Source organism: Streptomyces sp. NPDC020362, from assembly GCF_040642095.1.
In the GTDB taxonomy this organism is placed as follows: domain Bacteria; phylum Actinomycetota; class Actinomycetes; order Streptomycetales; family Streptomycetaceae; genus Streptomyces.
In genome coordinates this window covers 1-25,887 of the sequence record NZ_JBFAET010000038.1, presented here as the reverse complement: position 1 = coordinate 25,887, position 25,887 = coordinate 1, and the positions used below count along the sequence as shown (strand labels likewise).

General features: G+C 71.9%; 24 protein-coding genes and 1 riboswitch. Of the genes, 8 read left to right on the top strand and 16 right to left on the bottom strand.

All coding sequences use genetic code 11. The features are described 5' to 3' along the window. Nucleotides 1-306 precede the first annotated feature (306 nt). A complete protein-coding gene (locus AB0H32_RS16950; RefSeq protein ID WP_361120328.1) occupies nt 307-1,851 on the bottom strand; it encodes an amino acid permease in 1,545 nt (514 codons plus the stop codon). A 43-nt stretch (nt 1,852-1,894) separates the two neighbouring features. Further along, nucleotides 1,895-2,851, bottom strand: coding sequence for a hypothetical protein (locus AB0H32_RS16945; protein WP_361120325.1), 957 nt, complete (start codon nt 2,849-2,851; stop codon nt 1,895-1,897). A 251-nt stretch (nt 2,852-3,102) separates the two neighbouring features. Here AB0H32_RS16945 and AB0H32_RS16940 point away from each other — a divergent pair, with 251 nt between their 5' ends. Further along, on the top strand, nt 3,103-3,723 hold the full coding sequence (locus AB0H32_RS16940) for a hypothetical protein (RefSeq protein ID WP_361120415.1): 621 nt from the start codon (nt 3,103-3,105) through the stop codon (nt 3,721-3,723). 430 nt (nt 3,724-4,153) lie between these two features. Beyond that, the gene (locus AB0H32_RS16935) at nt 4,154-6,022 is read left to right on the top strand and encodes an AAA family ATPase (RefSeq protein WP_361120322.1); all 1,869 of its coding nucleotides are present in this window, start codon (nt 4,154-4,156) and stop codon (nt 6,020-6,022) included. A 128-nt stretch (nt 6,023-6,150) separates the two neighbouring features. On the opposite strand, the gene AB0H32_RS16930 is transcribed toward AB0H32_RS16935, so the two are convergent. From AB0H32_RS16930 to AB0H32_RS16890, 9 genes are all read right to left on the bottom strand, one after another. Next, nucleotides 6,151-7,236, bottom strand: coding sequence for a hemolysin family protein (locus tag AB0H32_RS16930; RefSeq protein ID WP_361120319.1), 1,086 nt, complete (start codon nt 7,234-7,236; stop codon nt 6,151-6,153). Beyond that, on the bottom strand, nt 7,233-8,567 hold the full coding sequence (locus tag AB0H32_RS16925) for a hemolysin family protein (protein ID WP_361120316.1): 1,335 nt from the start codon (nt 8,565-8,567) through the stop codon (nt 7,233-7,235). Before AB0H32_RS16925 ends, AB0H32_RS16930 begins: the two co-directional genes overlap by 4 nt. Nucleotides 8,568-8,792: 225 nt before the next feature. Continuing rightward, nucleotides 8,793-9,257: a PH domain-containing protein gene (locus AB0H32_RS16920; RefSeq protein WP_361120313.1), complete on the bottom strand. Its 465-nt coding sequence runs from the start codon at nt 9,255-9,257 to the stop codon at nt 8,793-8,795. Nucleotides 9,258-9,271: 14 nt separating this feature from the next. Further along, complete coding sequence (gene hisG / locus AB0H32_RS16915) at nt 9,272-10,129, bottom strand: ATP phosphoribosyltransferase (RefSeq protein WP_361120310.1); 858 nt, start codon at nt 10,127-10,129, stop codon at nt 9,272-9,274. Nucleotides 10,130-10,179: 50 nt separating this feature from the next. Continuing rightward, entirely contained in the window at nt 10,180-10,452 is a 273-nt protein-coding gene (locus AB0H32_RS16910; RefSeq protein WP_059248197.1) for a phosphoribosyl-ATP diphosphatase, read from the bottom strand. Between the two features lie 34 nt (nt 10,453-10,486). After that, on the bottom strand, nt 10,487-10,972 hold the full coding sequence (ribH, locus tag AB0H32_RS16905; protein ID WP_201843578.1) for a 6,7-dimethyl-8-ribityllumazine synthase: 486 nt from the start codon (nt 10,970-10,972) through the stop codon (nt 10,487-10,489). 22 nt (nt 10,973-10,994) lie between these two features. Next, on the bottom strand, nt 10,995-12,308 hold the full coding sequence (locus tag AB0H32_RS16900; RefSeq protein WP_361120305.1) for a bifunctional 3,4-dihydroxy-2-butanone-4-phosphate synthase/GTP cyclohydrolase II: 1,314 nt from the start codon (nt 12,306-12,308) through the stop codon (nt 10,995-10,997). Then, the gene (locus tag AB0H32_RS16895; RefSeq protein WP_361120302.1) at nt 12,305-12,946 is read right to left on the bottom strand and encodes a nicotinamide mononucleotide transporter family protein; all 642 of its coding nucleotides are present in this window, start codon (nt 12,944-12,946) and stop codon (nt 12,305-12,307) included. The genes AB0H32_RS16900 and AB0H32_RS16895 overlap by 4 nt, the downstream gene beginning before the upstream one ends. Next, nucleotides 12,943-13,548 (bottom strand): riboflavin synthase, encoded by a 606-nt coding sequence (locus AB0H32_RS16890; RefSeq protein ID WP_361120299.1) that lies wholly within the window; start codon nt 13,546-13,548, stop codon nt 12,943-12,945. The genes AB0H32_RS16895 and AB0H32_RS16890 overlap by 4 nt, the downstream gene beginning before the upstream one ends. A 156-nt stretch (nt 13,549-13,704) precedes the next feature. After that, nucleotides 13,705-13,835, bottom strand: a riboswitch (FMN riboswitch). Between the two features lie 258 nt (nt 13,836-14,093). Here AB0H32_RS16890 and AB0H32_RS16885 point away from each other — a divergent pair. Then, nucleotides 14,094-14,984 carry an RNA polymerase sigma-70 factor gene (locus AB0H32_RS16885; protein ID WP_361120296.1) on the top strand — a complete coding sequence of 297 codons (891 nt, stop codon included), beginning with the start codon at nt 14,094-14,096 and terminating at the stop codon, nt 14,982-14,984. Between the two features lie 103 nt (nt 14,985-15,087). After that, nucleotides 15,088-15,834, top strand: coding sequence for an NAD(P)H-binding protein (locus tag AB0H32_RS16880; RefSeq protein ID WP_361120293.1), 747 nt, complete (start codon nt 15,088-15,090; stop codon nt 15,832-15,834). Nucleotides 15,835-15,945: 111 nt separating this feature from the next. On the opposite strand, the gene AB0H32_RS16875 is transcribed toward AB0H32_RS16880, so the two are convergent. Next, nucleotides 15,946-16,326, bottom strand: a complete 381-nt coding sequence (locus tag AB0H32_RS16875; protein ID WP_361120290.1) for a VOC family protein — start codon at nt 16,324-16,326, stop codon at nt 15,946-15,948. Between the two features lie 549 nt (nt 16,327-16,875). Beyond that, the gene (locus AB0H32_RS16870; protein WP_361120288.1) at nt 16,876-18,129 is read right to left on the bottom strand and encodes an ROK family transcriptional regulator; all 1,254 of its coding nucleotides are present in this window, start codon (nt 18,127-18,129) and stop codon (nt 16,876-16,878) included. A 120-nt stretch (nt 18,130-18,249) separates the two neighbouring features. Here AB0H32_RS16870 and AB0H32_RS16865 point away from each other — a divergent pair, with 120 nt between their 5' ends. Continuing rightward, nucleotides 18,250-19,464, top strand: a complete 1,215-nt coding sequence (locus tag AB0H32_RS16865) for an MFS transporter (RefSeq protein WP_361120285.1) — start codon at nt 18,250-18,252, stop codon at nt 19,462-19,464. Here AB0H32_RS16865 and AB0H32_RS16860 read toward each other — a convergent pair. Then, the gene (locus tag AB0H32_RS16860) at nt 19,424-19,882 is read right to left on the bottom strand and encodes a thioesterase family protein (protein WP_361120282.1); all 459 of its coding nucleotides are present in this window, start codon (nt 19,880-19,882) and stop codon (nt 19,424-19,426) included. The two genes, AB0H32_RS16865 and AB0H32_RS16860, sit on opposite strands and share 41 nt — an antisense overlap. Before the next feature lie 98 nt (nt 19,883-19,980). Continuing rightward, nucleotides 19,981-21,237, bottom strand: a complete 1,257-nt coding sequence (locus AB0H32_RS16855; RefSeq protein WP_361120279.1) for an alginate lyase family protein — start codon at nt 21,235-21,237, stop codon at nt 19,981-19,983. 132 nt (nt 21,238-21,369) lie between these two features. Between AB0H32_RS16855 and AB0H32_RS16850 the strand changes: the two genes are divergently transcribed. Beyond that, entirely contained in the window at nt 21,370-22,764 is a 1,395-nt protein-coding gene (locus AB0H32_RS16850; RefSeq protein WP_361120275.1) for a solute carrier family 23 protein, read from the top strand. Here AB0H32_RS16850 and AB0H32_RS16845 read toward each other — a convergent pair. After that, nucleotides 22,746-23,861, bottom strand: a complete 1,116-nt coding sequence (locus tag AB0H32_RS16845) for a glycoside hydrolase family 6 protein (RefSeq protein ID WP_361120413.1) — start codon at nt 23,859-23,861, stop codon at nt 22,746-22,748. The two genes, AB0H32_RS16850 and AB0H32_RS16845, sit on opposite strands and share 19 nt — an antisense overlap. 375 nt (nt 23,862-24,236) lie before the next feature. Here AB0H32_RS16845 and AB0H32_RS16840 point away from each other — a divergent pair, with 375 nt between their 5' ends. Both AB0H32_RS16840 and AB0H32_RS16835 read left to right on the top strand, forming a co-directional pair. After that, on the top strand, nt 24,237-24,923 hold the full coding sequence (locus AB0H32_RS16840) for a DUF5995 family protein (protein WP_361120272.1): 687 nt from the start codon (nt 24,237-24,239) through the stop codon (nt 24,921-24,923). A gap of 98 nt (nt 24,924-25,021) precedes the next feature. Next, on the top strand, nt 25,022-25,887 hold an 866-nt coding region (locus AB0H32_RS16835; RefSeq protein WP_361120269.1), incomplete at its 3' end, for an LLM class F420-dependent oxidoreductase.

Below are 25,887 nucleotides of genomic sequence, written 5' to 3'. Positions count from 1 at the left end.
CAGGTGTCCGGGTCGTGGCTGGTCCGGTGCACGGTCGTGCGCCAACTATGAAGCAGACGGCATGCCCCTGCCAGCACTTCCACGCATGCCGCGACACGAATATTGGTCTGATCCTCTGAAAGCGGCGCCGACCGGTGCCTCACGGCTCCGGCGCGGGCGCGTCACGGCTCCGGCGCGGGCGCGTCACGGCCCCGGCACCGGCGCGTCGCGGCCCGGGCACCGGCGCGTCGCGGCCCGGGCACCGGCGCGTCGCGGCCCCGGCGCGGGGCCTGGTGCCCTGCGCCGGGGCCGTGGCGGCGGGTGCGGTCAGATGAGGTCCATCGCGGCGACCTCGTCGGGCCGGCCGTAGCTGACCGGGCCCTGGAAGCGGCGGCGGGCGGTGGCGAACCACCAGACCGTGGCCACGAGCAGGACGGCGGCCAGCGCGATCGGCGCGTAGTTGAAGGAGTCGACGGTGATCGGCGAGGCCTGCGGCAGCATGAACAGGACGCTGCTGAGCAGGATCCAGATGACCGCGAGCCAGCCGACCGGCCTGCCCCAGCGGCCCAGGTGCCAGGGCCCGGCCTGGAACTCGGCGCCGAGCCGCAGCCGCAGGAAGATCGGCACGGCGTAGGCGAGGAAGAGCCCGACCACGTTGACGCTGACGATGGCGGTGAACGCCGTGTGCGACCACCAGCCCGGCAGCACCAGGGCGAGCGAGCAGATCACCGCGAGCCACACCGCCTTGACCGGGGTGCGGGTGCGCAGCGAGACCGAGTGCCACCAGCGGGACCCGGGCATGGCGCCGTCCCGGGAGAAGGCGAAGATCTGCCGGGTGTTGCTGGTGAGGTTGGCGAGACCGCAGAAGAGCATCGCGCCGATCACGATGAGCAGCATCACCTTGGCGACGCCGAGGCCGAGGCCGTCGATGAGAATCTGGACGGGCGGCCCGACGGGCGAGCCGACCACCTTGCGGTAGTCGCTAATGCTGTAGACCAATGCAAGCATCAGGATCAGGCCGGTGATCGCCGAATAGCCGACGGCACGGGTGATCCCCTTCGGGGCGTTGACCGTCGCGCGGACCGTTTCCTCGGACATGTGGAAGCTGCCGTCGAACCCGGTGAAGGTCCAGCTGGTGACCAGCAGGCCCAGCATGCCGCCGTAAAGCCCGCTCGTGAAGCCGGTGTTGTTCTCGAAATGCGTCACGAAGGACGCCGACTGATGATGATCGGGCATCACTATGAGTGCGCCCACGATCACCACGAGTCCGATCAGCAGCCACCACACGGAAATCCGGTTCAGCAGGGCGACCAGTTGGACGGTGTAGGTGTTGGCCAGGCCCTGCAGCACGATGATCAGAGCCGTGATCAGGACCGTCTGGTGGGCGGTGGGCCGGTACGAGGTCCACTGCAGCTGGACGAACGCCTGGATGAAGGTCGCGGCTGCGTAGCCGGTGGCCGCGGTGCCGCCGATCTGTCCCACGAAGTTCAGCCAGCCCGTGAACCACGACCAGGCGCCCTTGTGCCGTTTGGCGAGTTTACCGGCGGAGAAATACAGCGCACCGCTCGTCGGATAGGCGGAGGCGACTTCCGCCATGGCGGCGGCGATGAAAAGCACCATGACGGAGACGCCGATCCAGCCGAACACGAGAATACGGGGGCCGCCCGCGTTCATGCCGAATCCGAACGACGAGAAAATACCCGAGAGGATATTGATGATGGTGAAGGAGATCGCGAAATTGTCGAACGCCTGGAAGCGTCGGGTAAGTTTCCGCGGATAACCCATTGCATGCAGGGTCGCGTCATCGTCCAGTGCGATCGGGTCTTCTCCCCCGCGGGCTTTCGCCCGTGGAGCCGGTATCCGTTCCGACACAGGTCGACCTTTCTCTTGGTGGGGGCAGAGCAGGTACGGGGGGTCAGGCGGGTCCCGGGACGGGCAGGCCGCAGGCGCGCCGGGCCCGGGAGAGCTGCTCGGCGGGGTCGCCGAAGGCACTCCAGGGCATGCGCGAGGCGTACGGGCCCATCGCCGCGAACACCGCCCGGGCCTCGAACTCGCGCTGGCCCATGACCAGTGCGTGTGCGAGGTAGGCCAGGTCGAGCACCGGGGTGAAGCGGTAGCCGGCCGCCGTGGGCAGCCAGTTCTGGTAGATCGCCAGTGCGGTGGAGCGCCATTGAGGCTGTTCCCAGACGCGGTCGGCGAGCAGTTGGGTGGGGTTGTAGCTCTCCACGAGGGCCACCAGCGGCAACAGCCTGAGGGCGGAGTCGACAGGAGCCCGCTGACTGAGGAAGGCGGCCACGTCCCAGGCGGCGTTGACCGAGCCGCCGTGACGTGCGAAGAAGCACGACAGGAAGCGGTGGTGGCCTTCGCGGTGCCACGGGTCCAGGGACAGGACATGTGCGAACAACCGCCAGGGGCCGGGCGGCGCGGTGAGCAGCCCCTGCGGGGCGGGGTCACGCAGCCGGTGCAGCCGGGCCATGGCGAGCTTCGCGACCCAGGGGGTGGGGTCGTCGGGGGCCATGACGGCGGCCCGGTCGCAGGCCGCCAGCGCTATCCGCTCCAGCGCCTCGGCGCGCTCGTCGTTCGCATCGGCGGCGCGCACCGCCCGCTGCACCGCCACCCGGGCCCACATCAGCGTCGCCTCGGGGGTCGGCTCCTCGGCCAGCCAGCGCTCGACCAGGTCCGTGCCGGCCGCCTCGGAGGCCAGCACGAGCGAGCGGTGGGCGCGCAGGGCGAAGTCGGATCGGGTCTCGGCGAGGACTTCGCAGGCGCTGAGATAACGCCCGGCGCGCACATCGACGCATACACCCGCCAGGACACGGTCGTCGGCCGCCGGGTGCCATACATAGTGCCCTTCGAATAACTCCGCGGCCATGTTCCCCTGTCCGTCCCCGTTTGACGCAGCGCTGTTGCGCAGGAGGCACCTTACTCAGCAGTCGGCGCGCCGGGAACGCCGAGCTGCACATATCGGTCAACCGATTTGGCAAGTTAATCCGTTAGATTGACCGGCGGTCAGCCAGTGGTTCAAGGGGGGACGTTTCCCGGCCCGCCGGTTCCGTCACTATGTGCCGCTACTAGACTGTTTCCGAAAAACACCCCACACCGCACCACACCTCAGGAATCGCCATTCACGACCTCGCCGCCCGGCTGCGCCGGCTTCCCCCCTCCCTGGGACCGGTCCGGCTCATCGGTGTCGACGGGCACGCCGGCTCCGGAAAGTCCACCTTCGCCGGGCGCCTGGCCGCCGCGCTGGACGGGGCGCCGGTGCTGCACCTCGACGACATCGCCAGCCACGAGCAGCTCTTCGACTGGACGGAGCGGCTCCTGGCCCAGGTGATCGGCCCGCTCTCCCGCGGCGAGACCGCGCACTACACCCCCTACGACTGGACGGCCCGCGCGTTCGGCGCGCCGCGCCCGCTGCCGCCCGGCCCCGTGGTCGTGATCGAAGGGGTCGGCGCCGGACGGCGGGCGCTGCGCCCGTTCCTGGCGCGGCTGCTGTGGATGGAGCTGCCCCACGAGGAGTCCTGGGCGCGCGGACGGCAGCGGGACGGCGCGGAGCAGCGGGAGTTCTGGGCCGGATGGGTCGCGGCGGAGCACGCGCACTTCGCCGCCGACCCTTCGCGCCCCCATGCCGATCTCCTGGTGCTCCAGACGCGGGAGGGGTACGAGGTGCTGCCGGGGCCCGCGACGACCGTTGGACCGGACCATGACGTCACCCACCGTGATGGACCGTCCTCAGTGTGGTGAACGTGTGAAGACCCTTGCGGGGGAACTTTCTTGAGTGCCTCGAGGCTGCTTGACCCGGGGGCCGTACAGGTCTTACGTTCTGAATGTGCGGCCATGAAGAGCCGCCCGAAGACGCGAAGCCCCCGGTTGTTCCCCCGTGATCGGGGGCTTCGTTCTGCCCTCAGTCCGTTTTCCGGGCGCCCGGCGCACCGATCCGCTCACCCTCGGTCACCACCGGCTGTGCGCCCCGTCTGCTCCCACCTCGTCAAAGGGCCCGTGCGACACCCTTCGGCACGCGGTCGTCCCACGGGTACGATGCCCTCGGTGCGACCTTCGAGCAACTGCCTCGCGCACCTGCAACTCCGGTCCGCGGCAAGCCGGTTCGGCCGCGGCGGCCGTCGGGCACCTGCCCGGTGGTGAACCGACGGGGGCACGGTTTGTGGGGGACGTGATGGACTTCGGCACGCAGGGCCCCGAGGCCCCGGCCGACCTCGCCTGGTTGCGGGGTGTGGACGCCTACACGATGGGTGCCTATCCGCAGGCGGAGGAGGAGTTCCGCGCCGCGGTGCGGATGGATCCGGGCATGGCGGACGCCTGGCTCGGGCTGCACGCGTTACGGGTCGACACGACGACCGCGCTGCTGCGGATGTTCCGGCACCGGGACCGCTTCGGGGAGCAGCGCGCCCGGCACCGCCGGACCCTCAACTCCTGGTACTGGCTGGGCTGGTGGGTGCAGCCGGTCCTGGAGAGCCCGCGCGACCTGCTGCTCGCCCATGCCTCCCACTGGCTGGACGGCCGGCACGTACCGGAGCTGGACCGGGCCCTGGCCGGGCTGCCGCCGGTGGACACCGACCCGCAGGTGCGCTTCCTGCACGCCTGCCGTGCCTATCTGGTCAAGGACTGGGACCAGCTGGTCAGGCACACCGACCCGCTCCTCGACGACGCCATGCTCGGCATCGAGGCAGGCCTGTTCGGCGGCATGGCCCGGGTACGGCTGGAGATGTACGGGCAGGCCGAGCCGCTGCTGTCGGCGGCCCTGATGCGCTGCCGCAGCGAGCAGCCGCAGCGCAAGGAACTGCGGTACTGGCTCGCACGGGCGCACGAGGGCACGGGGCGCAGTGCCGCCGCGCTGCCGCTGTACCGGGCCGTGCACCGGGTGGATCCCGCCTTCATGGACACCTCGGCCCGGCTCGCCGCGATCGCCGAGGGCGACGGGTACGACGATCCGGCCGACTTCGCCGCGATCACCCTGACGGGTGCCGGGCAGGACTCGGTGGACGGGCCGGACACGCTCGATCCGCTCTTCGGCACGGAGGCACGGGACCTGCGGCTGCCGGAGCCCGATCTGCCGACCGGGCCCCTCCCGTCGGTCTCCGATCCGGGCGTCCGGGTGAAGAGCGGTGTGCCGTCGCCCTCCTCGCCCCTGCCGGCGGGCCCGACCGATCCCGCACTGCTCGAGGAGGCCCTCGCCGAGCTGGAGCGGATGGTGGGGCTGGAGCCGGTCAAACGCCAGGTCAAGGCCTTGTCCGCGCAGCTGAACATGGCCCGGCTGCGGGCCGGGCAGGGCCTGCCCGTGCAGCCGCCCAAGCGGCACTTCGTCTTCTCCGGTCCCTCGGGCACCGGGAAGACCACGGTCGCGCGGATCCTCGGCCGGGTCTTCTACGCGCTGGGGCTGCTCGGCGGCGACCATCTCGTGGAGGCCCAGCGGGCCGATCTGGTCGGCGAGTATCTGGGGCAGACGGCCGTGAAGGCCAACGAGCTGATCGACTCCGCGATCGGCGGGGTGCTGTTCGTCGACGAGGCGTACTCGCTGTCCAACTCCGGGTACGGCAAGGGGGACGCGTACGGCGACGAGGCGCTGCAGGTGCTGCTGAAGCGGGCCGAGGACAACCGCGACCACCTGGTGGTGATCCTGGCCGGCTACCCGGAGGGCATGGACCGGCTGCTCGCCGCGAACCCCGGGCTCTCCTCCCGGTTCACCACGCGGGTGGACTTCCCCTCCTACCGGCCGCTGGAACTCACGGAGATCGGCAAGGTGCTGGCGGCGGAGAACGGGGATCTGTGGGACCCCGAGGCGCTGGAGGAGCTGCGGTCCATCGCCGGGCACGTGGTGGACCAGGGGTGGATCGACGAGCTGGGGAACGGACGGTTCCTGCGGACGCTGTACGAGAAGAGCTGTGCGTACCGGGATCTGCGGCTGTCGACGTACCCCGGGGCACTGTCCCGGCAGGACCTGGCCACGCTGCGCCTGCCGGACCTGATGCAGGCGTACGGGGAGGTCCTGTCGGGCCGGGGGCCGCAGGATCCCTCAGCGACGTAGGTACCCGGGGCTGCTGCCGGGCGCGGATGACATGGCTCGCCCAGCGCTTGCGATGCCCCCAGGAGCGCCCCGCAGGGGCGCGGGGAACCGTGCGACCAGCTCCCGCGCACCCGCGGACGGGGACGCTCCTACGTCGCCAGTGCCCCCTCCGGTTCTCCGCTGGCTCTCGGCTCGGAGAGCCTTGGCTCCGCGCTCTCCCGGTGCGCCGGATCCCGTACCTCGCCCACCAGGAGTTCGAGTACGTCCTCCAGGGCCACCAGACCGAGCACCTTGCCGGAGCCGTCCGCGACCTGGGCCAGGTGGGTGGCCGCTCGGCGCATGACCGTCAGGGCGTCGTCGAGCGGGAGTTCCGCGCGCAGGGTCGTCATCGGACGCCAGACGCGCTGGGGGACGGCACGCTCGGAGTCCTCCAGGTCCAGGACGTCCTTGACGTGGACATATCCCATGAAGGCGCCGGTCCCCGCCGTCACCGGGAAGCGGGAGTAGCCCGTACGGGCGGTGAGCCGGACGATCTCCCCCGGGGTGACCGACGGAGTCACCGTCACCAGGGACTCGCTCGGCAGCAGGACGTCCGTCACCGGGCGCGAGCCCAGTTCCAGCGCGTCCTCCAGCCGCTCCTGCTCCTCGGGGTCGAGCAGGCCCGCCTGGCCGGAGTCCTCCAGCAGCCGGTTCAGCTGTTCGCTGGTGACGACCGCCTCGACCTCGTCCCGGGGCTCGACGCGGAAGAGCCGCAGGATCCCCTGGGCGCAGGCGCCGAGGGCCACGGTGATCGGCCTGCAGAGCCGGGCGAAGTACACCAGGCCGGGGCTGAGCCACAGCGCCGCCTTCTCGGGCGCCGCCATCGCGAGGTTCTTCGGGACCATTTCGCCGATCACCAGGTGGAAGAAGACCACTCCGGCGAGGGCGATCACATAGCCCAGCGGGTGGATCATGCCGTCCGGGAGATGGACGGCCTCGAACACCGGTTCCAGCAGATGGGCCACGGTCGGCTCGGCGACCGCGCCGAGCGTCAGGGAGCAGACGGTGATGCCGAACTGTGCGGCAGCCATCATCTGCGGCAGGCGCTCCAGGCCGTACAGCACCTGGCGGGCCCGGGCGGTGCCGAGCGGTTCGATCTGGCTGCGGCGGACGGAGACGAGCGCGAACTCGGCGCCGACGAAGAAGCCGTTGGCGAGCACGAGCAGCGCGGCGAAGACCAGCTGGAGGACGCTCATCGGACGGCCTCCATGACGCCGGCCGCCGGGGCCGTCCTGACCAGGCGGACCCGTTCGGCGCGGTAGTGGCCGACCTGGCGGACGGAGACCCGCCAGCCGGGCAGGTCGGCGCGGTCGCCGGGGGCCGGGATACGGCCGAGCAGGTCGGCGACCAGGCCGGCGACGGTCTCGTACGGCCCCTCGGGCACGTCGAGGCCTATGCGCTGCAGGATGTCCACGCGGCAGCTGCCGTCCACGTCCCAGGCGGGCCTGCCGTCCTCCGGCGGGGCGGAGGCCAGCTCGGGCATGTCCTGGCCGTCGTGCTCGTCGCGGACCTCGCCGACGAGTTCCTCGACGATGTCCTCCAGTGTGACCACACCGGCCGTACCGCCGTACTCGTCGACGACGACCGCGATGGGCTGCTCGCTGCGCAGCCGGGCGAGGAGCGGCTGGACCGGCAGGGTCTCGGGGACCAGCAGCGCCTTGCGGGCGATGCGGCCGACCGGGGTGCGCAGCCGGTCGGAGGCGGGGATCGCCAGCGCGTCCTTGAGGTGGGCCATGCCGACGATCTCGTCGATCTTCTCCCGGTAGACGGGGAAGCGGGACAGCCCGGTGGCCCGGGTGAGGTTGACCACGTCCTCGGCGGTCGCCGAGTCCTGGAGGGCGCTGACCTTCACGCGGGGGGTCATGACGTGCTGCGCGGTCAGGTCGCCCAGGGACAGGGTGCGCACGAACAGGTCGGCCGTGTCCTGCTCCAGGGCGCCGGCCCGGGCCGAGTGCCGGGCGAGGGAGACCAGTTCACCCGGGGTGCGGGCGGAGGCCAGTTCCTCGGCGGGTTCGACGCCGAGGGCACGCACCAGGCGGTTGGCGACCGTGTTGAGCGCGGCGATCACCGGGCGGAACAGGCGGGAGAAGTGGTGCTGCGGGCCGGCCACGAACCGGGCGACCTGCAGGGGCCTGGACACCGCCCAGTTCTTGGGCACGAGTTCGCCGATCACCATCTGGATCGCGGAGGCGAGCAGCATGCCGACGACCACGGCGACACCGGAGGCGGCGCCGTCCGGGATGCCGAGCGCGCCGAACGGGCCGCGCAGCAGCCCGGCGAGCGCCGGTTCGGCGAGCATGCCGACGACGAGAGAGGTGATGGTGATGCCGAGCTGGGTGCCGGAGAGCTGGAAGGAGAGTTCCTTCAGCGACTCGACGACCCTGGGCGCGCGTTTGTCGCCCTCGGCGGCCGCCTTCTCGGCGTCCGGCCGCTCGACCGTCACCAGGCCGAATTCCGCCGCGACGAAGAAGCCGTTGGCGAGAATCAGCAGGAACGCGGCTCCGAGGAGCAGCAGAGAGAGGTTCATGGTGCCACCGCCTCCGCGGCAGCGCGGAGGCGGTCCGCGCTATGTCGGGAGGGGGCGGCGCAGGTACTACAGGACGATCCGTCCATCGCCGGAGAGGGTCACTCCTCGGGTAGCAGGAGCCCCTGTGCACCGGGGGGAGCGCAGGGGCGGAGGCGCAGTGAATCGCGCCTCCGCCACCAGATTAATCAAGACAGGGGCAGCTGTGGCAGGGTGGACGGCCCCGAGTCAGCCCTGATCTTGTGCGATGCGGGCCGCCGAGCGGGCCTCGGCGAGCGCCCGGAGGGCCTGTGCGTCGGCTATGGCGCGCTGCTTGGCGATGCCCGGCTGGATGCCGAGCGCGGGCAGGCTGGTGCCGTCACTGAGGTTGAGAAACACCCAGGGGTCGCCCGGACGGAGGTTCACCTGGAGGATCTCCGCCCACTCCAGGCGCCGCCTGGTGACGATGTTCACGACGGTGACGCCGGTCTCGTCGGCGACGACCTTCACCCGGGCGAGCTGCGCGAGCGCCCAGAAGATGAGCGCCCCGGTGATCACGAAGGTGAGCCGGTCCCCCGGGCCGAACTGCTCCAGGAGCAGGGCGATCCCGGATATCACCAGGAAGATCACGACGCCGGCGGTGAGCAGGATCGCCCGGGTGAGGCCCGGCCGGAAAGTGACCGGGAGGCTGGGCACAGGGGTCTGGTCGGACATGGCGGTGCGGCCCCTCAGAGGCGGCAGGCGTGGATCGCCGTGGTCAGGATGGCCCGGGCACCGATCTCGTACAGGTCGTCCATGATCTGCTGCGCCTCCTTGGCGGGGACCATGGCGCGGACGGCGACCCAGCCCTCGTTGTGCAGCGGGGAGACGGTCGGCGACTCCAGGCCCGGGGTCAGCGCGACGGCCTTCTCCAGCTGCTCGACCCGGCAGTCGTAGTCCATCATCACGTACGTCCGGGCGACCAGGACGCCCTGGAGGCGGCGCAGGAACTGCTGAACCTTCGTCTCCGCGGCCTCGTCGGCGTCGGCGCCGGTGCGGCGGATGACGACGGCCTCGGACTTCATGATCGGCTCGCCGAAGACCTCGAGGCCCGCGTTGCGCAGCGAGGTGCCGGTCTCGACCACGTCGGCGATGACCTCGGCGACGCCCAGCTCGATCGCGGTCTCGACGGCGCCGTCGAGGTGGACGACGGACGCGTCGATGCCGCTGTCGGCGAGGTGCCCGGCGACGATGCCCTCGTAGGAGGTGGCGACCGTCCTGCCCTTCAGGTCCTCGAGGGAGTCGGCGGTGCCCGGCTTGGCGGCGAAGCGGAAGGTGGAGCGGGCGAAGCCGAGCGGCAGGATCTCCTCGGCGTCGGCTCCGGAGTCGACGAGGAGGTCGCGGCCGGTGATGCCGATGTCGAGCCGGCCGGAGGAGACGTAGATGGCGATGTCGCGCGGGCGGAGGTAGAAGAACTCGACCTCGTTCACCGGGTCCACGATCCGCAGCTCTTTGGACTCGCGGCGCTGCTGGTAGCCGGCCTCATGCAGCATCTCCGCCGCAGGGCCGGACAGTGAACCCTTGTTGGGGACGGCGATGCGCAGCATGAGGTCGGCTTCCTTTGTTCGATCTCTGTGGGAGGGTGGTGCGGTTCGGCTCAGAGGTGGGCGTACACGTCGTCCAGGGAGATCCCGCGGGCGACCATCATCACCTGGACGTGGTACAGCAGCTGCGAGATCTCCTCGGCGGCCGCCTCCTTGCCCTCGTACTCGGCGGCCATCCAGACCTCGGCGGCCTCCTCGACGACCTTCTTGCCGATGGCATGGACACCCTTGCCGACCAGTTCTGCGGTGCGGGAGGTGGCGGGATCGCCGTGGGCGGCCTTGTGCTGCAGCTCGGTGAAGAGCTGCTCGAACGTCTTCTTGGACATGGTGGGCCCCACCCTACGCGCTTCGGGTGGTACCTCAGTGCCAGGGTTCAGATACTGAGCGGAGCGTGGCCGCCGTCGCCACCGCGGCCGTCACGGCCTCGTGTCCCTTGTCCTCGTTGGAGCCCTCCAGACCGGCCCGGTCCAGGGCCTGCTCCTCGGTGTCACAGGTGAGCACGCCGAAGCCGACGGGGACGCCGGTCTCGATCGAGACCTGGGTGAGGCCCTGGGTGACGCCCTGGCACACGTAGTCGAAGTGGGGGGTGCCACCGCGGATGACGACACCGAGAGCGACCACCGCGTCGTAGCCGCGCCCGGCGAGGACCTTGGCGGCGACCGGAAGCTCGAAGCTGCCGGGGACCCGGATCAGGGTCGGCTCGTCGATCCCCAGGTCGTGCAGGGCGCGCAGGGCGCCGTTGACCAGACCGTCCATCACCTTCTCGTGCCACTGCGCCGCGATGACGGCGACCCTGAGGTCGCTGACATTGCGTACGGACAGTTCCGGTGCACCCTTGCCGCTCACGTCTCTCCTAAGTGCTTTTCGCTTACTGGTTGCCACACGTGGCCGCGGACGCGGCCGCAGAGGCCGACACGGCGGGCGTGTCCAGCCAGGGCAGGTCGTGACCCATCCGGTCCCGCTTGGTGCGCAGGTAGCGGAGGTTGTGCTCGCCGGCCTGGACCGGCATCGGCTCGCGGCCGTTGACCTTCAGGCCGTGGCGCAGCAGCGCGTCGGTCTTGTCGGGGTTGTTGGTCATCAGGCGGACGCTGCGCACGCCGAGGTCGGCGAGGATCCGCGCGCCGGCGCCGTAGTCGCGGGCGTCGGCGGGCAGGCCGAGTTCGAGGTTCGCGTCGAGGGTGTCGCGGCCCTGCTCCTGAAGCTCGTAGGCGCGCAGCTTGGACAGCAGTCCGATGCCGCGGCCCTCGTGTCCGCGCAGGTAGACCACGACGCCGCGGCCCTCCTCCTGGATGCGCTGCAGGGCGGTGTCCAGCTGGGGACCGCAGTCGCAGCGCAGGGAGGCGAAGACGTCGCCGGTGAGGCACTCGGAGTGGACGCGGACGAGGATGTCCTCGCCGTCGCCGATCTCGCCGTGGACGAGGGCGACGTGCTCGACGCCGTCGACGGTGGACCGGTAGCCGTAGGCGGTGAAGGTGCCGTGCGCGGTGGGCAGGCGGGTCTCGGCCTCGCGGCGGACGGTGGGCTCGCTGCTGCGGCGGTAGGCGATCAGGTCCTCGATGGAGATGATCGTCAGGCCGTGCTTGCGGGCGAACGGGATCAGTTCGGGCAGGCGCAGCATGCGGCCGTCCTCGCCGGCGATCTCCACGATGGCACCGGCCGGGCGCAGTCCCGCGAGCCGGGCGAGGTCGACGGCGGCCTCGGTGTGGCCGTTGCGGACCAGGACGCCGCCGGGCTTCGCGCGCAGCGGGAAGACGTGCCCGGGGCGGACGAAGTCGTCGGCCCCGGCCGTGCCGCCCGCCAGCAGCTGCAGGGTGGTGGCCCGGTCGGAGGCCGAGATGCCGGTGCTCACGCCGTGCGCGGCGGAGGCGTCCACGGAGACGGTGAACGCGGTCTTCATGGACTCGGTGTTGTCCTCGACCATCTGCGGCAGCCGCAGCCGGTCCAGCTCGTCGCCCTCCATGGGGGCGCAGATCAGGCCCCGGCACTCGCTCATCATGAAGGCGACGATCTCGGGGGTCGCCTTCTCTGCGGCGACGACGAGGTCGCCCTCGTTCTCCCGGTCCTCGTCGTCGACGACCACGACCGGCCGGCCGGCCGCGATGTCGGCGATGGCCTGTTCGACGGGGTCGAGCCTGAAGTCCTCGATGCGGTCGGTGCCGTGGAGCAGGGATGCCGTGGTCATGCCGGCGCTCCTTCCAGAACGGGCTGCGGGCTCCTGCGGGAGCGCAGCCACCAGTCGCGCATGCCCCACAGGACGAGTGCGCCGTAGATGACGTAGACGAAACCGGAGAAGGCGTAGCCGTTGGCGAAGTTGAGGGGTACGCCGACGAGGTCGACGAGCAGCCAGGCGAACCAGAACTCCACCATGCCCTTGGCCTGGGCGTACATGGCGACGATGGTGCCGACGAAGATGTACGCGTCCGGCCAGGGGTCCCAGGACAGGGACGGGTAGGCCTTGAAGAGCAGAGCCACGGCGACCGTGCCCACGGCGGCTGCGGCGATCATCGCGCCGCGCTCGGTCCACGTGGCGAACCGGGGGGCGATGTGGCCGTCCGTGGCCTTGTCCTTGCCGCGGTTCCACTGCCAGAAGCCGTAGGCGGCGACGGTCATGACGACGACCTGCTTGCCCGCACTGCCGGTCAGGTGGTCGAAGAAGGCCGCGAAGAGGATCAGGCCGGAGACGAACTGCACCGGCCAGCTCCACAGTGAGCGCCGCCAGCCGAGGGCGAGGGCGGCCAGGCCGAAGATGTTGCCGACCATGTCCGACCACAGGATGTGCTGGCCGAAGAGCGTGAACGCCTCGGAGTTCAGCCAGTTCACTTGCCGGCCCCCTGACCGGCCGCGAGCAGCCGCTCCACGTACTTGGCGATGACGTCGACCTCGAGGTTGACCGGGTCGCCGGGCTGCTTGTGGCCGAGCGTGGTCAGGTCGAGGGTGGTCGGGATGAGGCTGACCGTGAAGAAGTCCGGGCCGGCCTCGACGACGGTGAGGCTGATGCCGTCGACGGTGACGGAGCCCTTCTCGACGACGTAGCGGGCGAGGTCCGCGGGCAGCGAGATCCTGACGATCTCCCAGTTCTCGGACGGCGTGCGCGCCAGCACCTGCCCGGTGCCGTCGACGTGGCCCTGGACGATGTGCCCGCCGAGTCGCGCGCCCACGGCGGTGGGGCGCTCCAGGTTGACGCGGGAGCCGACGGCCAGCGCGCCGAGACTGGAGCGCTTCAGCGTCTCGGCCATGACGTCGGCGGTGAACTCGTCGCCCTCGTGCTCCACCACGGTGAGACAGACCCCGTTCACGGCGATGGAGTCGCCGTGCTGCGCGCCCTCGGTCACGACGGGTCCGCGGAGCCGGAAGCGGGAGGCGTCGCCGAGGTTCTCGACGGCGGTGACTTCACCCAGCTCTTCGACGATTCCGGTGAACACTTCCCGGGTCCTCCTGCCTCATTCGGGCACGGACTCCGGGGCCTGTCGATGACGACAGAGTGAAACGGGTGAGCACACCGGGACGACGCCGAAGAGGACCCGTCCGCATGCCGACGAGCCCAGAGACGGCGGCGCGCACAGGTACATGCCCGCCCGCCGCGCACTGCCTCCCATCCGGACTTTAACCGTCGGTCCAGGAATTTCACCTGGTCAACCGGCCGCTGGAAGCGACCGGGTCGCGGACTGTAACCGCCGGTTCGGACTTTCACCGACCCCGGAGTGCGCTGCTTCTGGTACAGGGCCAGTGTGCCACGCCGGGCGGGCGTGCAGACAGGCGAGCCGTGTGGGCTCCCTCACAGTACGTGTCGCTGGACTTGCGCGGTGCAGCCGCACCGGTCAACTGCCCTGCGAGGAAGCCTGGTTGACCTTGGTCCGGACCCATTGACCGTACTGGTCTAGTCCTTTTAGGGTTCGGGCGGGCCCGGTGGCGGTGACGACGGCCCTTGCCCGCCGCCGGGCCGTCATGCCTCTGACAAGGTGGACGCATGACGACACTCCGGCCCGCCGACGAGTTCGAGACCCACCGCCCGCGGCTGTTCGGCCTGGCCTACCGCCTCCTCGGCTCCGCGCAGGAGGCCGAGGACGCCGTGCAGGACGCGTATCTGCGCTTCAGCGGCGCCGACCGCACGGCCATCGAGCACCCGGCGGCCTGGCTCGCCAAGGTCGTCACCAACCTCTGCCTGAACCGGCTGACCTCGGCCCGGGCGCGCCGCGAGCAGTATGTCGGGACCTGGCTGCCGGAGCCGGTGGTCACCTCCGACGGCGCGCTCGGGCCGCTGGAGTCCGCACAGCAGCGGGAGCAGGTCTCGCTGGCGATGCTGGTCCTGCTGGAGCGGCTGACCCCCACCGAGCGGGCGGTGTACGTGCTGCGCGAGGCGTTCGGGTACGGCCACCGGGAGATCGCGGGCCTCCTGGACCTGGGCGAGGCCAACTGCCGTCAGTTGTACCGGCGGGCGGCGCAGCGGGTGACCGTGCCGGAGTCCCGGTTCGAGGCCGCCCCCGAGCGGCAGGAGGAACTGGTCACGTCGTTCATCACGGCGGCCCGGGAGGGCGACCTCGCGGGCCTGGAGAAGCTGCTCACGGACGACGTGGTCTGGTGGAGCGACGGCGGCGGGAAGGTGTCCGCGGCCCGGCGGCCGGTCGAGGGCCGGGACAAGGTCATGCGCTTCCTGGTGGGCGGGGCACAGCGGTTCGCGGCGGATCTGGAGTTCACCGTGGTGGAGATCAACGGCACGCGCGGGCTGGCCGCATGGCTGGGCAGCACGCTGACCGGGGTCGTCGAGTTCGAACTGTCGGACGGGCGGATCGCGCAGGCGCGGGCCGTGGTGAACCCGGACAAGCTGGACTACGTACGGCAGCAGCTCACGTGCCCGTAACCGGGCCGCCCGGGGGCTTGTCACATTTCACGGGGGCCGGGCGGTCTCATCCGGCGAACGGCGCTCCGACCGGGGCGCCCCATGTCCGGAGGGACGGAACAGTATGACCACGATCCTGGTGACCGGCGGAACCGGCACGCTCGGCAGGCTCGTCACCGAGCGGCTGCGGGCGGACGGGCACGAGGTGCGGGTGCTCAGCCGGCACGCGCAGCCGTACGCCGTCGACCTGCGTGAGGGCGGGGCGGGTCTCGACGCGGCGCTCGCGGGCGTGGCCACGGTCGTGCACTGTGCGAGCAGTCCGCGGGGCGGGGACGAGCAGGCGGCGGACCATCTGATCGCTGCGGCACAGCGGGCCGGGGTGGGCCACCTGGCGTACATCTCCATCGTCGGCGTCGACCGGGTGCCGTTCGGTTACTACCGGTCGAAGCTCGCGGTGGAGCGCCGCATCGAGGAGTCGGGGCTCGGCTGGACCGTGCTGCGTGCGACGCAGTTCCACGACCTGCTGGTGACGCTGTTCCAGGGCCTGTCCAAGCCGCCCCTCATGCCGGTCCCGGCCCGGGTGGCGGACCAGCCGGTGGAGGTGGCCGAAGTCGCGGACCGCCTGGCCGAGTTGGCCGTCGGAGCGCCGGCCGGGCGGGTCCCTGACATGGCCGGCCCGGAGGTGCGGTCGTTCGACTCGCTGGCCCGTGCCTACCTCAGGGCGACCGGGCGCCGCCGGGCCGTGGCGAACGTACCGCTCCTCGGCGGGACCTACCGCGCCTTCCGCGCCGGTGGGCATCTCGCTCCGGACCGGGCGGTGGGCAAGGTGACCTTCGAGGAGTACCTGGCACGGCCGTTCGGGCAGGGCTGAGCGCGGCCGGTTCGGGCAGGGCTGAGCGCGGCGGTTCGGGCAGGGCTGAGCGCGGCGGTTCGGGCAGGGCTGAGCGCGGCGGTTCGGGGCCGCGACGGGGACACAGAGCCGTCAGAGCGGGTTGAGGCGGGCCTTGAGCAGGCAGAACTCATTGCCCTCGGGGTCGGCAAGGACGTGCCATTGCTCCTCGCCGGTCTGGCCGATGTCGGCCGGGCGCGCACCGAGCTTCAGGAGGCGTTCAAGCTCGGCGTCCTGATCGCGGTCGGTGGCGTTGACGTCGATGTGCAGCCGGGGCTTCCCCTGCTCCGGCTCGTCCCTGCGGCTGAGGATGATCGTCGGCTGCGGGCCGCCGAACCCTTCGCGCGGCCCGATCTCGAGGGTGCCGTCGTCTTCGCGATCGAGCACCACGAAGTCCAGGACCTCGCACCAGAACCGCGCCAGCACCTCGGGGTCGCGGCAGCCGAGCACGAGCTCACTGATACGACATGCCATGGACGAAACCTGCTCTCGGCGTGGGAACTGCGGGGGCGGCCGCGCGCGGAGCGCTTGGGCTTCCCGCAGTGGGAACAGGCTCGAGACCGTACCGGGCGAGGCGAGCAGGTGCGAAGGGTTTTGGGGGTCCTCGCCCCGTCCGGCCGGGCAGCCGGGCGAGGACCGAGGGCCGCGCAGTGGGGCAGGCAGCCGACTTCGGACGCACCCCAGGTGCATTGACCTGAGGCGTTGTTCACACAGCTGGCGGGTGGGTGGCCGCCGAGTGCGGGTAGGCAAGCGGTGGTGGCTGCAGGTGCGGAGGAAGTCTGCCAGTGCGGCGGCGCGTTCGTCGTTGCCGGTGTGCAGGGTGGTCCATGGTCCGCATCGCTCAGGCACATCCCGCCAGACCGTACCGGTGCGGAACTCTCACACGGTCCCGTCGAGGACCTTCCGGTCGTCCAACCGCTTCCGCCCCCGCAAGGACTCGGGCAGGAGCGGCCGGACGAACTCCCACTCGGCATCGGACAGTTCGGGGCGACGTATCAGCCGACCGTGATCCACCACTCAAGATCAGCACTCGACGACACGATGGGGGGCCCAGGGGCGCTCGGGCGGCGCGAACAGTTCGTCCTGGGCCCGCTCCCGGGCGCTCAGCAGTGCTCCGCGCAGCACGGCGGTCCCGCCGAGGCTGCTCGGCCGCACCTCGGTGGACAGGGGCGAGATCCCGCACAGCCGCTCCGCCACCAGCCCTGCGAGTACGGCTCCCCCGGCCTGCCCGACCTCCCCGCCGAGCACCACGCAGCCGGGGTCCAGGACGGCCACCACGGAGGCGACCCCGACGGCGATCCGGTCGGCCAGGGTCCGCAGGAAGCGGTGGGCGGGCGGGGCAGTGGCCGGCTCGGCGTTCCCGAGCGGGTCGCGCGTCACCCGGGCCACGGCGTCGCGCACCGCCACGGCCGCTCCGGGCCCGTCCGTCGTGGCCGGCACCGGCAGGCCGCACTCCGCCGCCAGGGTGACGATCGCCGCCGCCCCCGTCAGCGAGTGGAAGCCGCCGTCGCAGTCCTTCGCCGAGGGCAGCGACGCCGTTCCCGGGACCGGCAGGAAACCGATCTCGCCCGTGCCGCCGGAGGCGCCCCGGCGCAGGGTGCCGTCCAGGACGACGGCGGCACCGACGCCGTGGCCCAGCCAGAGCAGGACGAAGGTGTCCCGGTCACGGGCGGCGCCCTCGCGCTGCTCGGCCACCGCGGCCAGGTTGGTCTCGTTCTCCACGGTGACCCGGGCCTCGGGCAGCCGTTCCTGCAGGGCCGCGGCCAGGCGGCGGTGCCAGGCGGGCAGGCCGCCGGAGTCACGGAGATCGCCGGTGGCCGGGTCGATCAGGCCGGGCGCTCCGATCCCGAGGGTGTGCAGCCGGTCGGCTCCCGCCTCCTTCGCGGTCCGCTCCACCGCCGCCACCGCCTGCTCGACGGCGGGCCCGGTCCCGGTGTCCCCGCCGATCGGCACGGACGCCTCGGCGAGCACCCGCCCGACGAGGTCCGAGACCAGCACGAGGACACCTTCGGTGCGGACGTCGAGCGCGGCCAGGTGGGCGCGGTCGGCGACGATGCCGTACAGCCGGGCGTTCGGGCCCCGGCGCAGCTCGCCGGACTCCCCCACCACGGTGATCAGGCCGGAGGCGGTGAGCCGTTCGACGAGGTCCGCGACGGTCGGCCGGGACAGTCCGGTCAGCTGTTTCAACTGCCCTGCCGTCAGCGGGCCCTCCTGCTGCAACAGCCGCAGGGCGAGCCGGTCGTTGATGGCCCGGGCGGTGCTCGGTGATGCGGGCATGACGGGAATCCTCCCAGACGTGGGCGGCCGTAATACTCCCTATCTATCAGGCAGGGTCCCTGATAGTTTACGGCGATGCCATGAGGGCGCGGTGGGGCAATCCTGGGGAGGGGCCGGAACATGAGCGACGTGAGCTGCACACGCGACGACGTCAGGCACGCCCGGTACGCCGTGGCGGCCGTGTTCGCCGTGCACGGCGCCGTGACGGGCTCCTTCGCGACCCGGGTGCCGTGGATCCAGGAGCACGCCTCGCTCGGCGCGGGACAGCTCGGGTTCGCGCTGGCGTTCACGGCCTTCGGCGCCTCCTGCGCGATGCCGCTGGCGGGCCGGATCAGTCACCGCTTCGGCAGCCGCACGGCCCTGCGCGGGCTGATCGCGCTGTGGACGCTGTCGCTGGTCCTGCCGTCCCTCGCGCCGAACCTGTACACGCTGTGCCTGGCGATGTTCGCCTACGGCGCGAGCTCCGGCATGGCCGATGTCGCGATGAACGCGCTGGGCGTCGAGGTCGAGCGGCGGCTCGGGAAGTCGATCATGTCGGGCCTGCACGGCATGTGGAGCGCGGGCGCGCTCGTCGGCTCGGCGGGCGGCACTCTCGCCGCCCACCTCGGCTCGGACGCGCGTGTGCACTTCGCGCTCGCCGCGGCCGTCCTCACCGTGCTCGGCCTGCCGGCCTGCACCTGGGTCCTCGACGTGCAGCCCGCCGAGGACGAGGAGCCGCCGCCGCGGTTCGCGCTGCCGCCCCGCTCCGCGCTGCTGATCGGCGCGGTCGGCTTCTGCGCGGTGTTCGCGGAGGGCGCGAGCCTCGACTGGTCCGCGGTGTACCTGCGCGACCGGCTGGACAGCTCGGCCGGTCTGGCGGCGGCGTCGACGACCGGGTTCATGCTGACCATGGCGGTGGCCCGGATCGCGGGCGACGCGGCCGTGAACCGCTACGGCGCCGTCCGCACCGTCCGGTCGGGCGGCGTGCTCGCCGCACTGGGCGGCCTGCTGGTGGTCGTGGCAGGGCACCCGGCGGTGGCGATGACCGGCTTCGCGCTGATGGGGCTCGGGATCGCCGTGGTCGTCCCGCTGTGTTTCGCGGCGGCCGGACACGCCGGACCCAACCCCAGCCTGGCCATAGCGGGCGTGGCGACGATCACCTACACCTCGGGGCTGATCGCGCCGAGCCTGATCGGCGGGGTGGCCCAGGCGACCAGCCTGACGGTCTCGTTCGGCGTGGTGACCGCGCTGGCGGCCGGACTCGTGGTGTGCGCGGGGGTGCTGCGCACCGCCGGGCGCGGCGGCCGGACCGAGGTCAGCCGGCCGGCCGCAGCAGTTCCCGACCCGCGGCCCTGAAGGCGTCGCTCCACGGCGCGGGGCGCATGGTCGTCGCGTCCAGCCGGACCAGGACCCGGGTGCCCTGCGCGTAGGTGCGGGTCCCGTCGGCCGAGCAGAAGCGGAAGCCGTAGGTCAGGCCGGTGGTGCCGAGCCGTTCCAGCCAGAGGTGGACGGCGTAGGTGCCCGGGCTGGTCACCGGCGCCTCGTAGCCGATGCGCAGTTCACGGACGGCGTTGCAGGCGTCGCCGGCCGCCTCCCAGTCGCCGTCGAAGCGGACGCCGTGCTCGTTCCACAGCTCGGTCCAGGCGCGCTCCACCAGCAGCGGGTAGCGGGCGTTGTGGAGCAGCCCGAGCGCGTCCAGGTCGTCGAAGTGGACGGTGACGGGGATCAGCCGGCCGTGGGCGACGGCTGGGGCGATCGGGGCTTCGGCGGTCACGGGAGGGGCTCCTGAGCGACGGGTACGGGGCCGTGGGGACACCCACATACTAAGCGACCGCTCAGGAGCCCCGGCCGGCAAGCCCCTGACGGGCCCGGTCAGCCCGTGATGGAGTCCAGCTGCTCGGCGGCGGGCCTGAGCGCCCACAGGTCACCGCCGTCGGGCGCCTGGAGCCTCGGCACGGCCGCCTCGGCCGCCGCGTCCCCCGCGTCCGCCGCCGCATGGACGACATCGCTCGCCGCGTACCGGTGGAACTCCAGCTCGGGATGCGGCCAGGCGGCGGCGCCGGTCGCGGCCGGCAGCAGATAGTCCACCGCCTTGAACAGGCTCTGCCCGTCCGGCCCCTTGTACGACCACAGGTCCACGCCCACGTGCCGGCCGATGGCGGCCAGCCGGGTGTAGGCGACGAGGTCGAAGGTCGAGTAGTGCCAGCTGCGGGTACGGGCGAGTTCCTGGGGCTGGCTGCCGTCGGCGGCGATCTGCGGGGCGATGCGCCTGGTGCGCGCGTCGAGCACGGTCCGCCGGGCCAGGGCGGTGTCACCGGTGGCGCAGGCGAGGGCGGCCAGCTGCATGTCGTAGAAAGTGCCGTGGTTGTTGGCGGCCGCCCCCTCCTCCTTGCCGAAGTCGCTGTTCTTCAGCCAGCCGAGGAAGTCGGCGTTCCACTTGCCCATCGCGGACCGGTCCTTCGCACTCCAGCCGGGAGCGCCGGCCGCGAGGACGGCCTGCGCGTCGAGCACGCTCGTGTACGACTGCGAGAAGTCGATGATGCCGATGGCCCGGCCGTCGTACTTGCACGGGATGAACTGGGCGTGGTCCAGGTCGGGGTTCATCCGGGTGGCCGGGTCGAGGAACCAGGTGCGCAGGATCTGCCCGGCCTTCTCGGCGTAGCTCCTCCTGCCGGTGTAGTACCAGGCGAGTGACAGGTCGTAGGCCGAGTCGAAGACCTTCTCCGCGTCCTGGCGGTCCGTGCCGCTGTCGACCTCCGGATTGCGCTGCCCGTCGCGTTGGACGTACGGGCAGCCCCAGGGGTTGCCGGCGGTGGGGGCCGTGGTGGGCCACCAGTAGGGGGCCTGGCTCAGGTACTCGTGGACGTCGCCGCCGGGGGCCGGCCTCGGCTTGTCGACGACCGTCCAGGGGCCCTGGTCCAGCCAGCCGTCCGCGCGGGCGGTCAGGTCCTCGAGGGCACGCCGAAGCCCGGGGTCGTGGTCCAGCCGGGCCCGGGTCCGCTGGAGGCGGGCGCCGTCGAGGACGACCGTCCGCGGCGTCCCGGGTGCCGCGTGGACGGAGGGGACGAGCAGGGCCGAGAAGGTCGCCACCACGGCCAGGAGCACGGCCGCACGGGAACTTCCACTCATCGGGCACTCCGATCTTCGGGAGTCAGATATGTGAATACTGTTCACGAGGAGGACCGTGCGAGCGTAGAACGGCCAGGTACCCGTGACAATGGTTCGGACCGTCTTCACGTACAGAGAAAGCGAAACCCCACCATGAACCTCGGCGTGCGCTGGAAGCTGCACGGTGACGGGCGCACGCCCGCACCCGGAGCGGTGGTACGCCCCGACGAACGGCTCTCCTGGCCGCGCACGGTGGGCCTCGGCGCCCAGCACGTGGTCGCCATGTTCGGAGCATCCTTCGTCGCCCCGGTGTTGATGGGTCTGGACCCCAACCTCGCGATCATGATGTCCGGTGTCGCGACCGTGATCTTCCTGCTCGCGACCCGCGGCCGGGTGCCCAGCTACCTGGGCTGCTCGCTGTCCTTCGTCGGGGTGGCCGCCGTCATCCGCGCACAGGGCGGTACGAGCGCCACGGTGACCGGCGCGGTCTTCGTCGTCGGCGTCGCACTGTTCCTCGTGGGCCTCGCCGTCCGGCGCTTCGGGGCGCGGATCATCCACGCCACCATGCCGCCGGTCGTCACCGGCGCGGTGGTCATGCTGATCGGCTTCAACCTGGCCCCGGTGACCGCCTCCACGTACTGGCCCCAGGACCAGTGGACGGCCCTGCTGGTCATGTTCTTCACCGGTCTGGCGGTCGTCTGTCTGCGTGGTTTCTGGTCCCGCATCGCGATCTTCCTCGGGCTGGTCTTCGGGTACGGCATCTCCTGGGCCTTCGACCGGGTCTTCGGGAAGATCCACTCCATGAGCCCGGGCGGCAAGGTCACCGACCACTGGCGCCTGGACCTCTCCGCCGTCTCCAAGGCCGACTGGATCGGGCTGCCCTCCTTCCACGGACCGTCCTTCCAGTGGTCGGCGATCCTGGTCGCGCTGCCCGTGGTCATCGCCCTGGTCGCGGAGAACGCGGGACACGTCAAGGCGGTCGGCGAGATGACCGGAGCCCCACTGGACGACAAGCTCGGCACCGCCATCGCCGCGGACGGCGTCGGCTCGATGCTCTCGACCGCGGTGGGCGGCCCGCCCAACACCACCTATTCCGAGAACATCGGCGTGATGGCCGCGACCCGCGTCTACTCGACCGCCGCCTACTGGGCCGCGGCCGGCTTCGCGCTGCTCTTCGGCGTCTGCCCCAAGTTCGGCGCGGTGGTGGCCGCGATCCCCGGCGGCGTCCTCGGCGGCATCACCGTCATCCTCTACGGCATGATCGGCCTGCTCGGCGCGCAGATCTGGCTGCACGCCGAGGTGGACCTGCGCAATCCGCTGAACCTGGTCCCGGCCGCGGCGGGCATCATCATCGGCATCGGCAACGTGAGCATCAGGTTCACCGACACCTTCTCCCTCAGTGGCATCGCCCTCGGCACCCTGGTCGTCATCACCGGCTACCACACCCTGCGGGCCCTCGCTCCCGCCCATCTCAAGACGCAGGAGCCGCTGCTGGACGAGGGCACGTCCGCCTACGACGACGAGGACGGTCAGCGCGCCAGGTCGTAGGCGTAGGACGGGGTGAACGTGCCGGCCGCGCCCTTGCAGCCGTCCGACTCCCCCGGCAGCTTCACCCACAGGTAGGCGTCGATCCGGGCCTCGCCGGTGTCGAGGGTCGGCGCCCTGCCGATCCTCCGCCCCGCCGGGTCGCACCACCGGCCGTCCGGCGGGGCGCCGTTGCCGTTGCGGCTGGTGTCGATCACCGCGCCGAGGGACGCCGACCCGCCCAGGGCGTCGAGCACCCGCCGGTCGTAGGCGATCTCGTCGGCGGTGGTGCGGAAGTTGGAGACGTTGCTGAAGATCCCGTCGAAGGACGCGGCTCCCGCCTCCCGGAGAAGGGCGGCCTGCTTCTCGGGCGGGTTCCAGCCGGAGTGCCCCGCGTCGAAGTACACCCGCGCGCGGGGGTTGGCGGCCTTCAGGGTGCGGCCCGCCCGGGCGAGCGAGGCGAAGCGCGCGGCGCGGGCGGCGTCCGACAGGCAGCCGGACAGGGCGATCGAGTCCGGCTCCAGGATCACGATCACCTCGCCGGAGCCCAGCCCCCGGGCGAAGGCGTCGATCCAGGCGTCGTAGGCCGCGAGATCCGGCGCCCCGCCGCGGGAGGCGCCGCCGCAGTCGCGGCCGGGGATCGCGTACGGCACCAGCACCGGGACCCGGCCCTCGGCCGCCGCGCCCGCGGTGACCGCGCGCACCCGGGCGGCCACGGTGTCCGGACCGGGGTCGGCGAACCAGACCGCGGCCGGCCGGTCGGCGATCCGGGACGCGATGAGGGCGGTGCGCGGGTCGTCGGGGTGGGCGCCGACCCAGTCCAGCACCTGGGAGCCGGGGTGGCGGTACAGCAGGGGCGTCACGGTCGTCCGCGGCTTCCTCTCGGCGGCGCGGGTCGGGGCGGTGGCGGAAGGCCTGCGCTCCGGGGCGGCCGTGGGAGTCGGCGCGGTCCTCGACGAGGACGGGGACGGCGGCGAGGGGACGGCGGGCGGCGGCGCGAGAGTCGGTGTGCGGGTCACCTCCGGCCGACGGGCCTGGTCCGAGCCGCCGCCGTGGTCGAGCGCGGAGATCGTCCCGGTCACGGCTCCGGCCACGGTGACGACCGAGGCGACCGCGACCATCGCCGCGCGCCGCAGAGCCCGCCGGCGCGCGGCCCGGCGCGCCGCAAGGCGCTGGACACGTAAGCCTGACACGCTGTTGATCCCCCTCCTCACGCGCGGTGCCGCACCACGTCCCCGCCGTGCCGCTCCCGCCCGCACTCCCTGCACCACTCCCGGCCGCAATCTCTGTGCCGCTGCGGGCCGCGATCCCTGTGCCACTGCCGGCCGGGATCCCTGTGGCGCTCGAGGCCGCCATCGCTGTGCCGCTCCGGCCCGCCGTGTGCCGCTCCCGCCCGCATCGCTGTGCCGCTCCGGCCCGCCCCTGCGTTCCCCCGTTCCGGCGAAGCACCGGGCCGGTCGGCGCGCCGGTCGGCCCAGGGCTGGGACCCTTCCCCCATGGCGCAGCTGGAACACTTCACCACGCCCGTCGATGCCGTCCTCGCGCGGATGCGCGCCCTCGCCGCGGAGCTGCCCGCGCGGGACGGGGTCGCCGTGTTCAACCGCGTCTACCTCGCCGTCACCGAGGAGGTCGACCGGCGCCTGGACGCCCGGGAGTTCCCGGACCCGCGGGCGGCGAGTGCGCTGGACGTGCGGTTCGCCGAGCGGTACCTGGCGGCGGTCGACACGGTGGCCCGGGACCGCCGTCCGCCCGCCTGCTGGCGGCCGCTGTTCCAGTTCCGCCGCCATCCCGGCGTACGGCCGCTGCAGTTCGCGCTGGCGGGCATCAATGCGCACATCGGGCACGATCTGGCGCTCGCCGTGGTGGACACCTGCCGTACGCTCGGCTGCGAACCGGCCGACCTGGAGGACGAGTTCGACCGCGTGGGCGATCTCCTCGTCTCGCTGGAGGAGCGCATCCGCGAAGATCTGATGCCGGGTCCCGACCTGCTCCAGATCGCCGACCCGCTCACCCATCTGCTGGGCTCCTGGAGCCTGGAGCGGGCGCGGGAGGCGACCTGGGCGGCGGCCAGGGCCCTGTGGGCGCTGCGCCACTGCGAGGACGTCGTCGAGGAGTTCACCGAACGCCTGGACGCGGGGGTGGGCTTCGCGGGCCGCATGCTGCTCACACCACTGGCCGACTGAACCGCCCCGATCCGGCCAACCCCGACTCGCCTCGCAGGAACTGCGGTGTGATCGCTGTACGTTGAAGCGGCAACCGATCGCGAAGGAGCACTCCGCACATGGCGACCAGGCTCGGACTCAGTCTTCCGCAGAATCGGCAGTACAACCTCGGCAAGGACGTGCCCGACGTGGCACGCACCGCCGAGCAGATCGGATACGACAGCCTGTGGGTCTACGAGCGGGCCCTGTTCCCGGAGCCCGCGGCCCAGGGCCTCTACGGCATCGAGGGCCTGCCGTGGCCCGACTCTTACCGAGGCGTGGCGGAACCCCTGGTCACGCTCACCCTGGCCGCCGCGGCCACGGAGCGGGTCCGGCTGGGCTCCAGCGTGCTGGTCGCACCCCTGCACCAGCCCTTCCAGCTGGCCAAGTCCCTGGCCACGCTGGACGCGGCGAGCGGCGGCCGGGTGATCGCCGGCTTCGGCACCGGCTGGTCGCTGGACGAGTACGCGGCGGCGGGCATCCGGCCGATCGCGGAGCGCGGCAGGGTTCTGGACGAGATCATCGACGTGTGCCGCGCGGTGTGGGGCCCCGACCCCGTGCGCCACAGCGGCCGTATCACCACGATCGAGTCCGCCGTGGTGGGCCCGAAGCCGGCCCGGCCGATCCCCATCATGCTGGCGGCGAGCAACAGGAAGGCGCTGATCCGGCTCGTCGACCGCGCCGACGGCTGGCTGCCGGTGGGCATGGGCGTGGAGCAGATCGCCGCACAGTGGCAGCAGCTGCAGGACCTCGCGGCCGAGCGCGGTCGCAAGGAACCCATCCAGACGGTCCTGCGGGTGAACACGGCGTACTCGGCGAAGGCGTTCGACGGGGAGGGCCGCCAGCCCTTCCACCGGATGTCCTGCGAGACCGGCTCTGACACGCAGCTGTGGACCTCTGTGGAGCGGCGACGGTCTGACAAGAACGCCACCCGGGACAGCTGTCG

Coding starts and splice junctions, on each gene's coding strand:
- AB0H32_RS16945 (WP_361120325.1), bottom strand. CDS start 2,851: ATGGCCGCGGAGTTATTCGAAGGGCACTATGTATGGCACCCGGCGGCC.
- AB0H32_RS16935 (WP_361120322.1), top strand. CDS start 4,154: ATGGACTTCGGCACGCAGGGCCCCGAGGCCCCGGCCGACCTCGCCTGG.
- AB0H32_RS16930 (WP_361120319.1), bottom strand. CDS start 7,236: ATGAGCGTCCTCCAGCTGGTCTTCGCCGCGCTGCTCGTGCTCGCCAAC.
- AB0H32_RS16925 (WP_361120316.1), bottom strand. CDS start 8,567: ATGAACCTCTCTCTGCTGCTCCTCGGAGCCGCGTTCCTGCTGATTCTC.
- AB0H32_RS16920 (WP_361120313.1), bottom strand. CDS start 9,257: ATGTCCGACCAGACCCCTGTGCCCAGCCTCCCGGTCACTTTCCGGCCG.
- hisG (WP_361120310.1), bottom strand. CDS start 10,129: ATGCTGCGCATCGCCGTCCCCAACAAGGGTTCACTGTCCGGCCCTGCG.
- AB0H32_RS16910 (WP_059248197.1), bottom strand. CDS start 10,452: ATGTCCAAGAAGACGTTCGAGCAGCTCTTCACCGAGCTGCAGCACAAG.
- AB0H32_RS16900 (WP_361120305.1), bottom strand. CDS start 12,308: ATGACCACGGCATCCCTGCTCCACGGCACCGACCGCATCGAGGACTTC.
- AB0H32_RS16885 (WP_361120296.1), top strand. CDS start 14,094: ATGACGACACTCCGGCCCGCCGACGAGTTCGAGACCCACCGCCCGCGG.
- AB0H32_RS16880 (WP_361120293.1), top strand. CDS start 15,088: ATGACCACGATCCTGGTGACCGGCGGAACCGGCACGCTCGGCAGGCTC.
- AB0H32_RS16875 (WP_361120290.1), bottom strand. CDS start 16,326: ATGGCATGTCGTATCAGTGAGCTCGTGCTCGGCTGCCGCGACCCCGAG.
- AB0H32_RS16870 (WP_361120288.1), bottom strand. CDS start 18,129: ATGCCCGCATCACCGAGCACCGCCCGGGCCATCAACGACCGGCTCGCC.
- AB0H32_RS16865 (WP_361120285.1), top strand. CDS start 18,250: ATGAGCGACGTGAGCTGCACACGCGACGACGTCAGGCACGCCCGGTAC.
- AB0H32_RS16855 (WP_361120279.1), bottom strand. CDS start 21,237: ATGAGTGGAAGTTCCCGTGCGGCCGTGCTCCTGGCCGTGGTGGCGACC.
- AB0H32_RS16850 (WP_361120275.1), top strand. CDS start 21,370: ATGAACCTCGGCGTGCGCTGGAAGCTGCACGGTGACGGGCGCACGCCC.
- AB0H32_RS16845 (WP_361120413.1), bottom strand. CDS start 23,861: ATGGTCGCGGTCGCCTCGGTCGTCACCGTGGCCGGAGCCGTGACCGGG.
- AB0H32_RS16840 (WP_361120272.1), top strand. CDS start 24,237: ATGGCGCAGCTGGAACACTTCACCACGCCCGTCGATGCCGTCCTCGCG.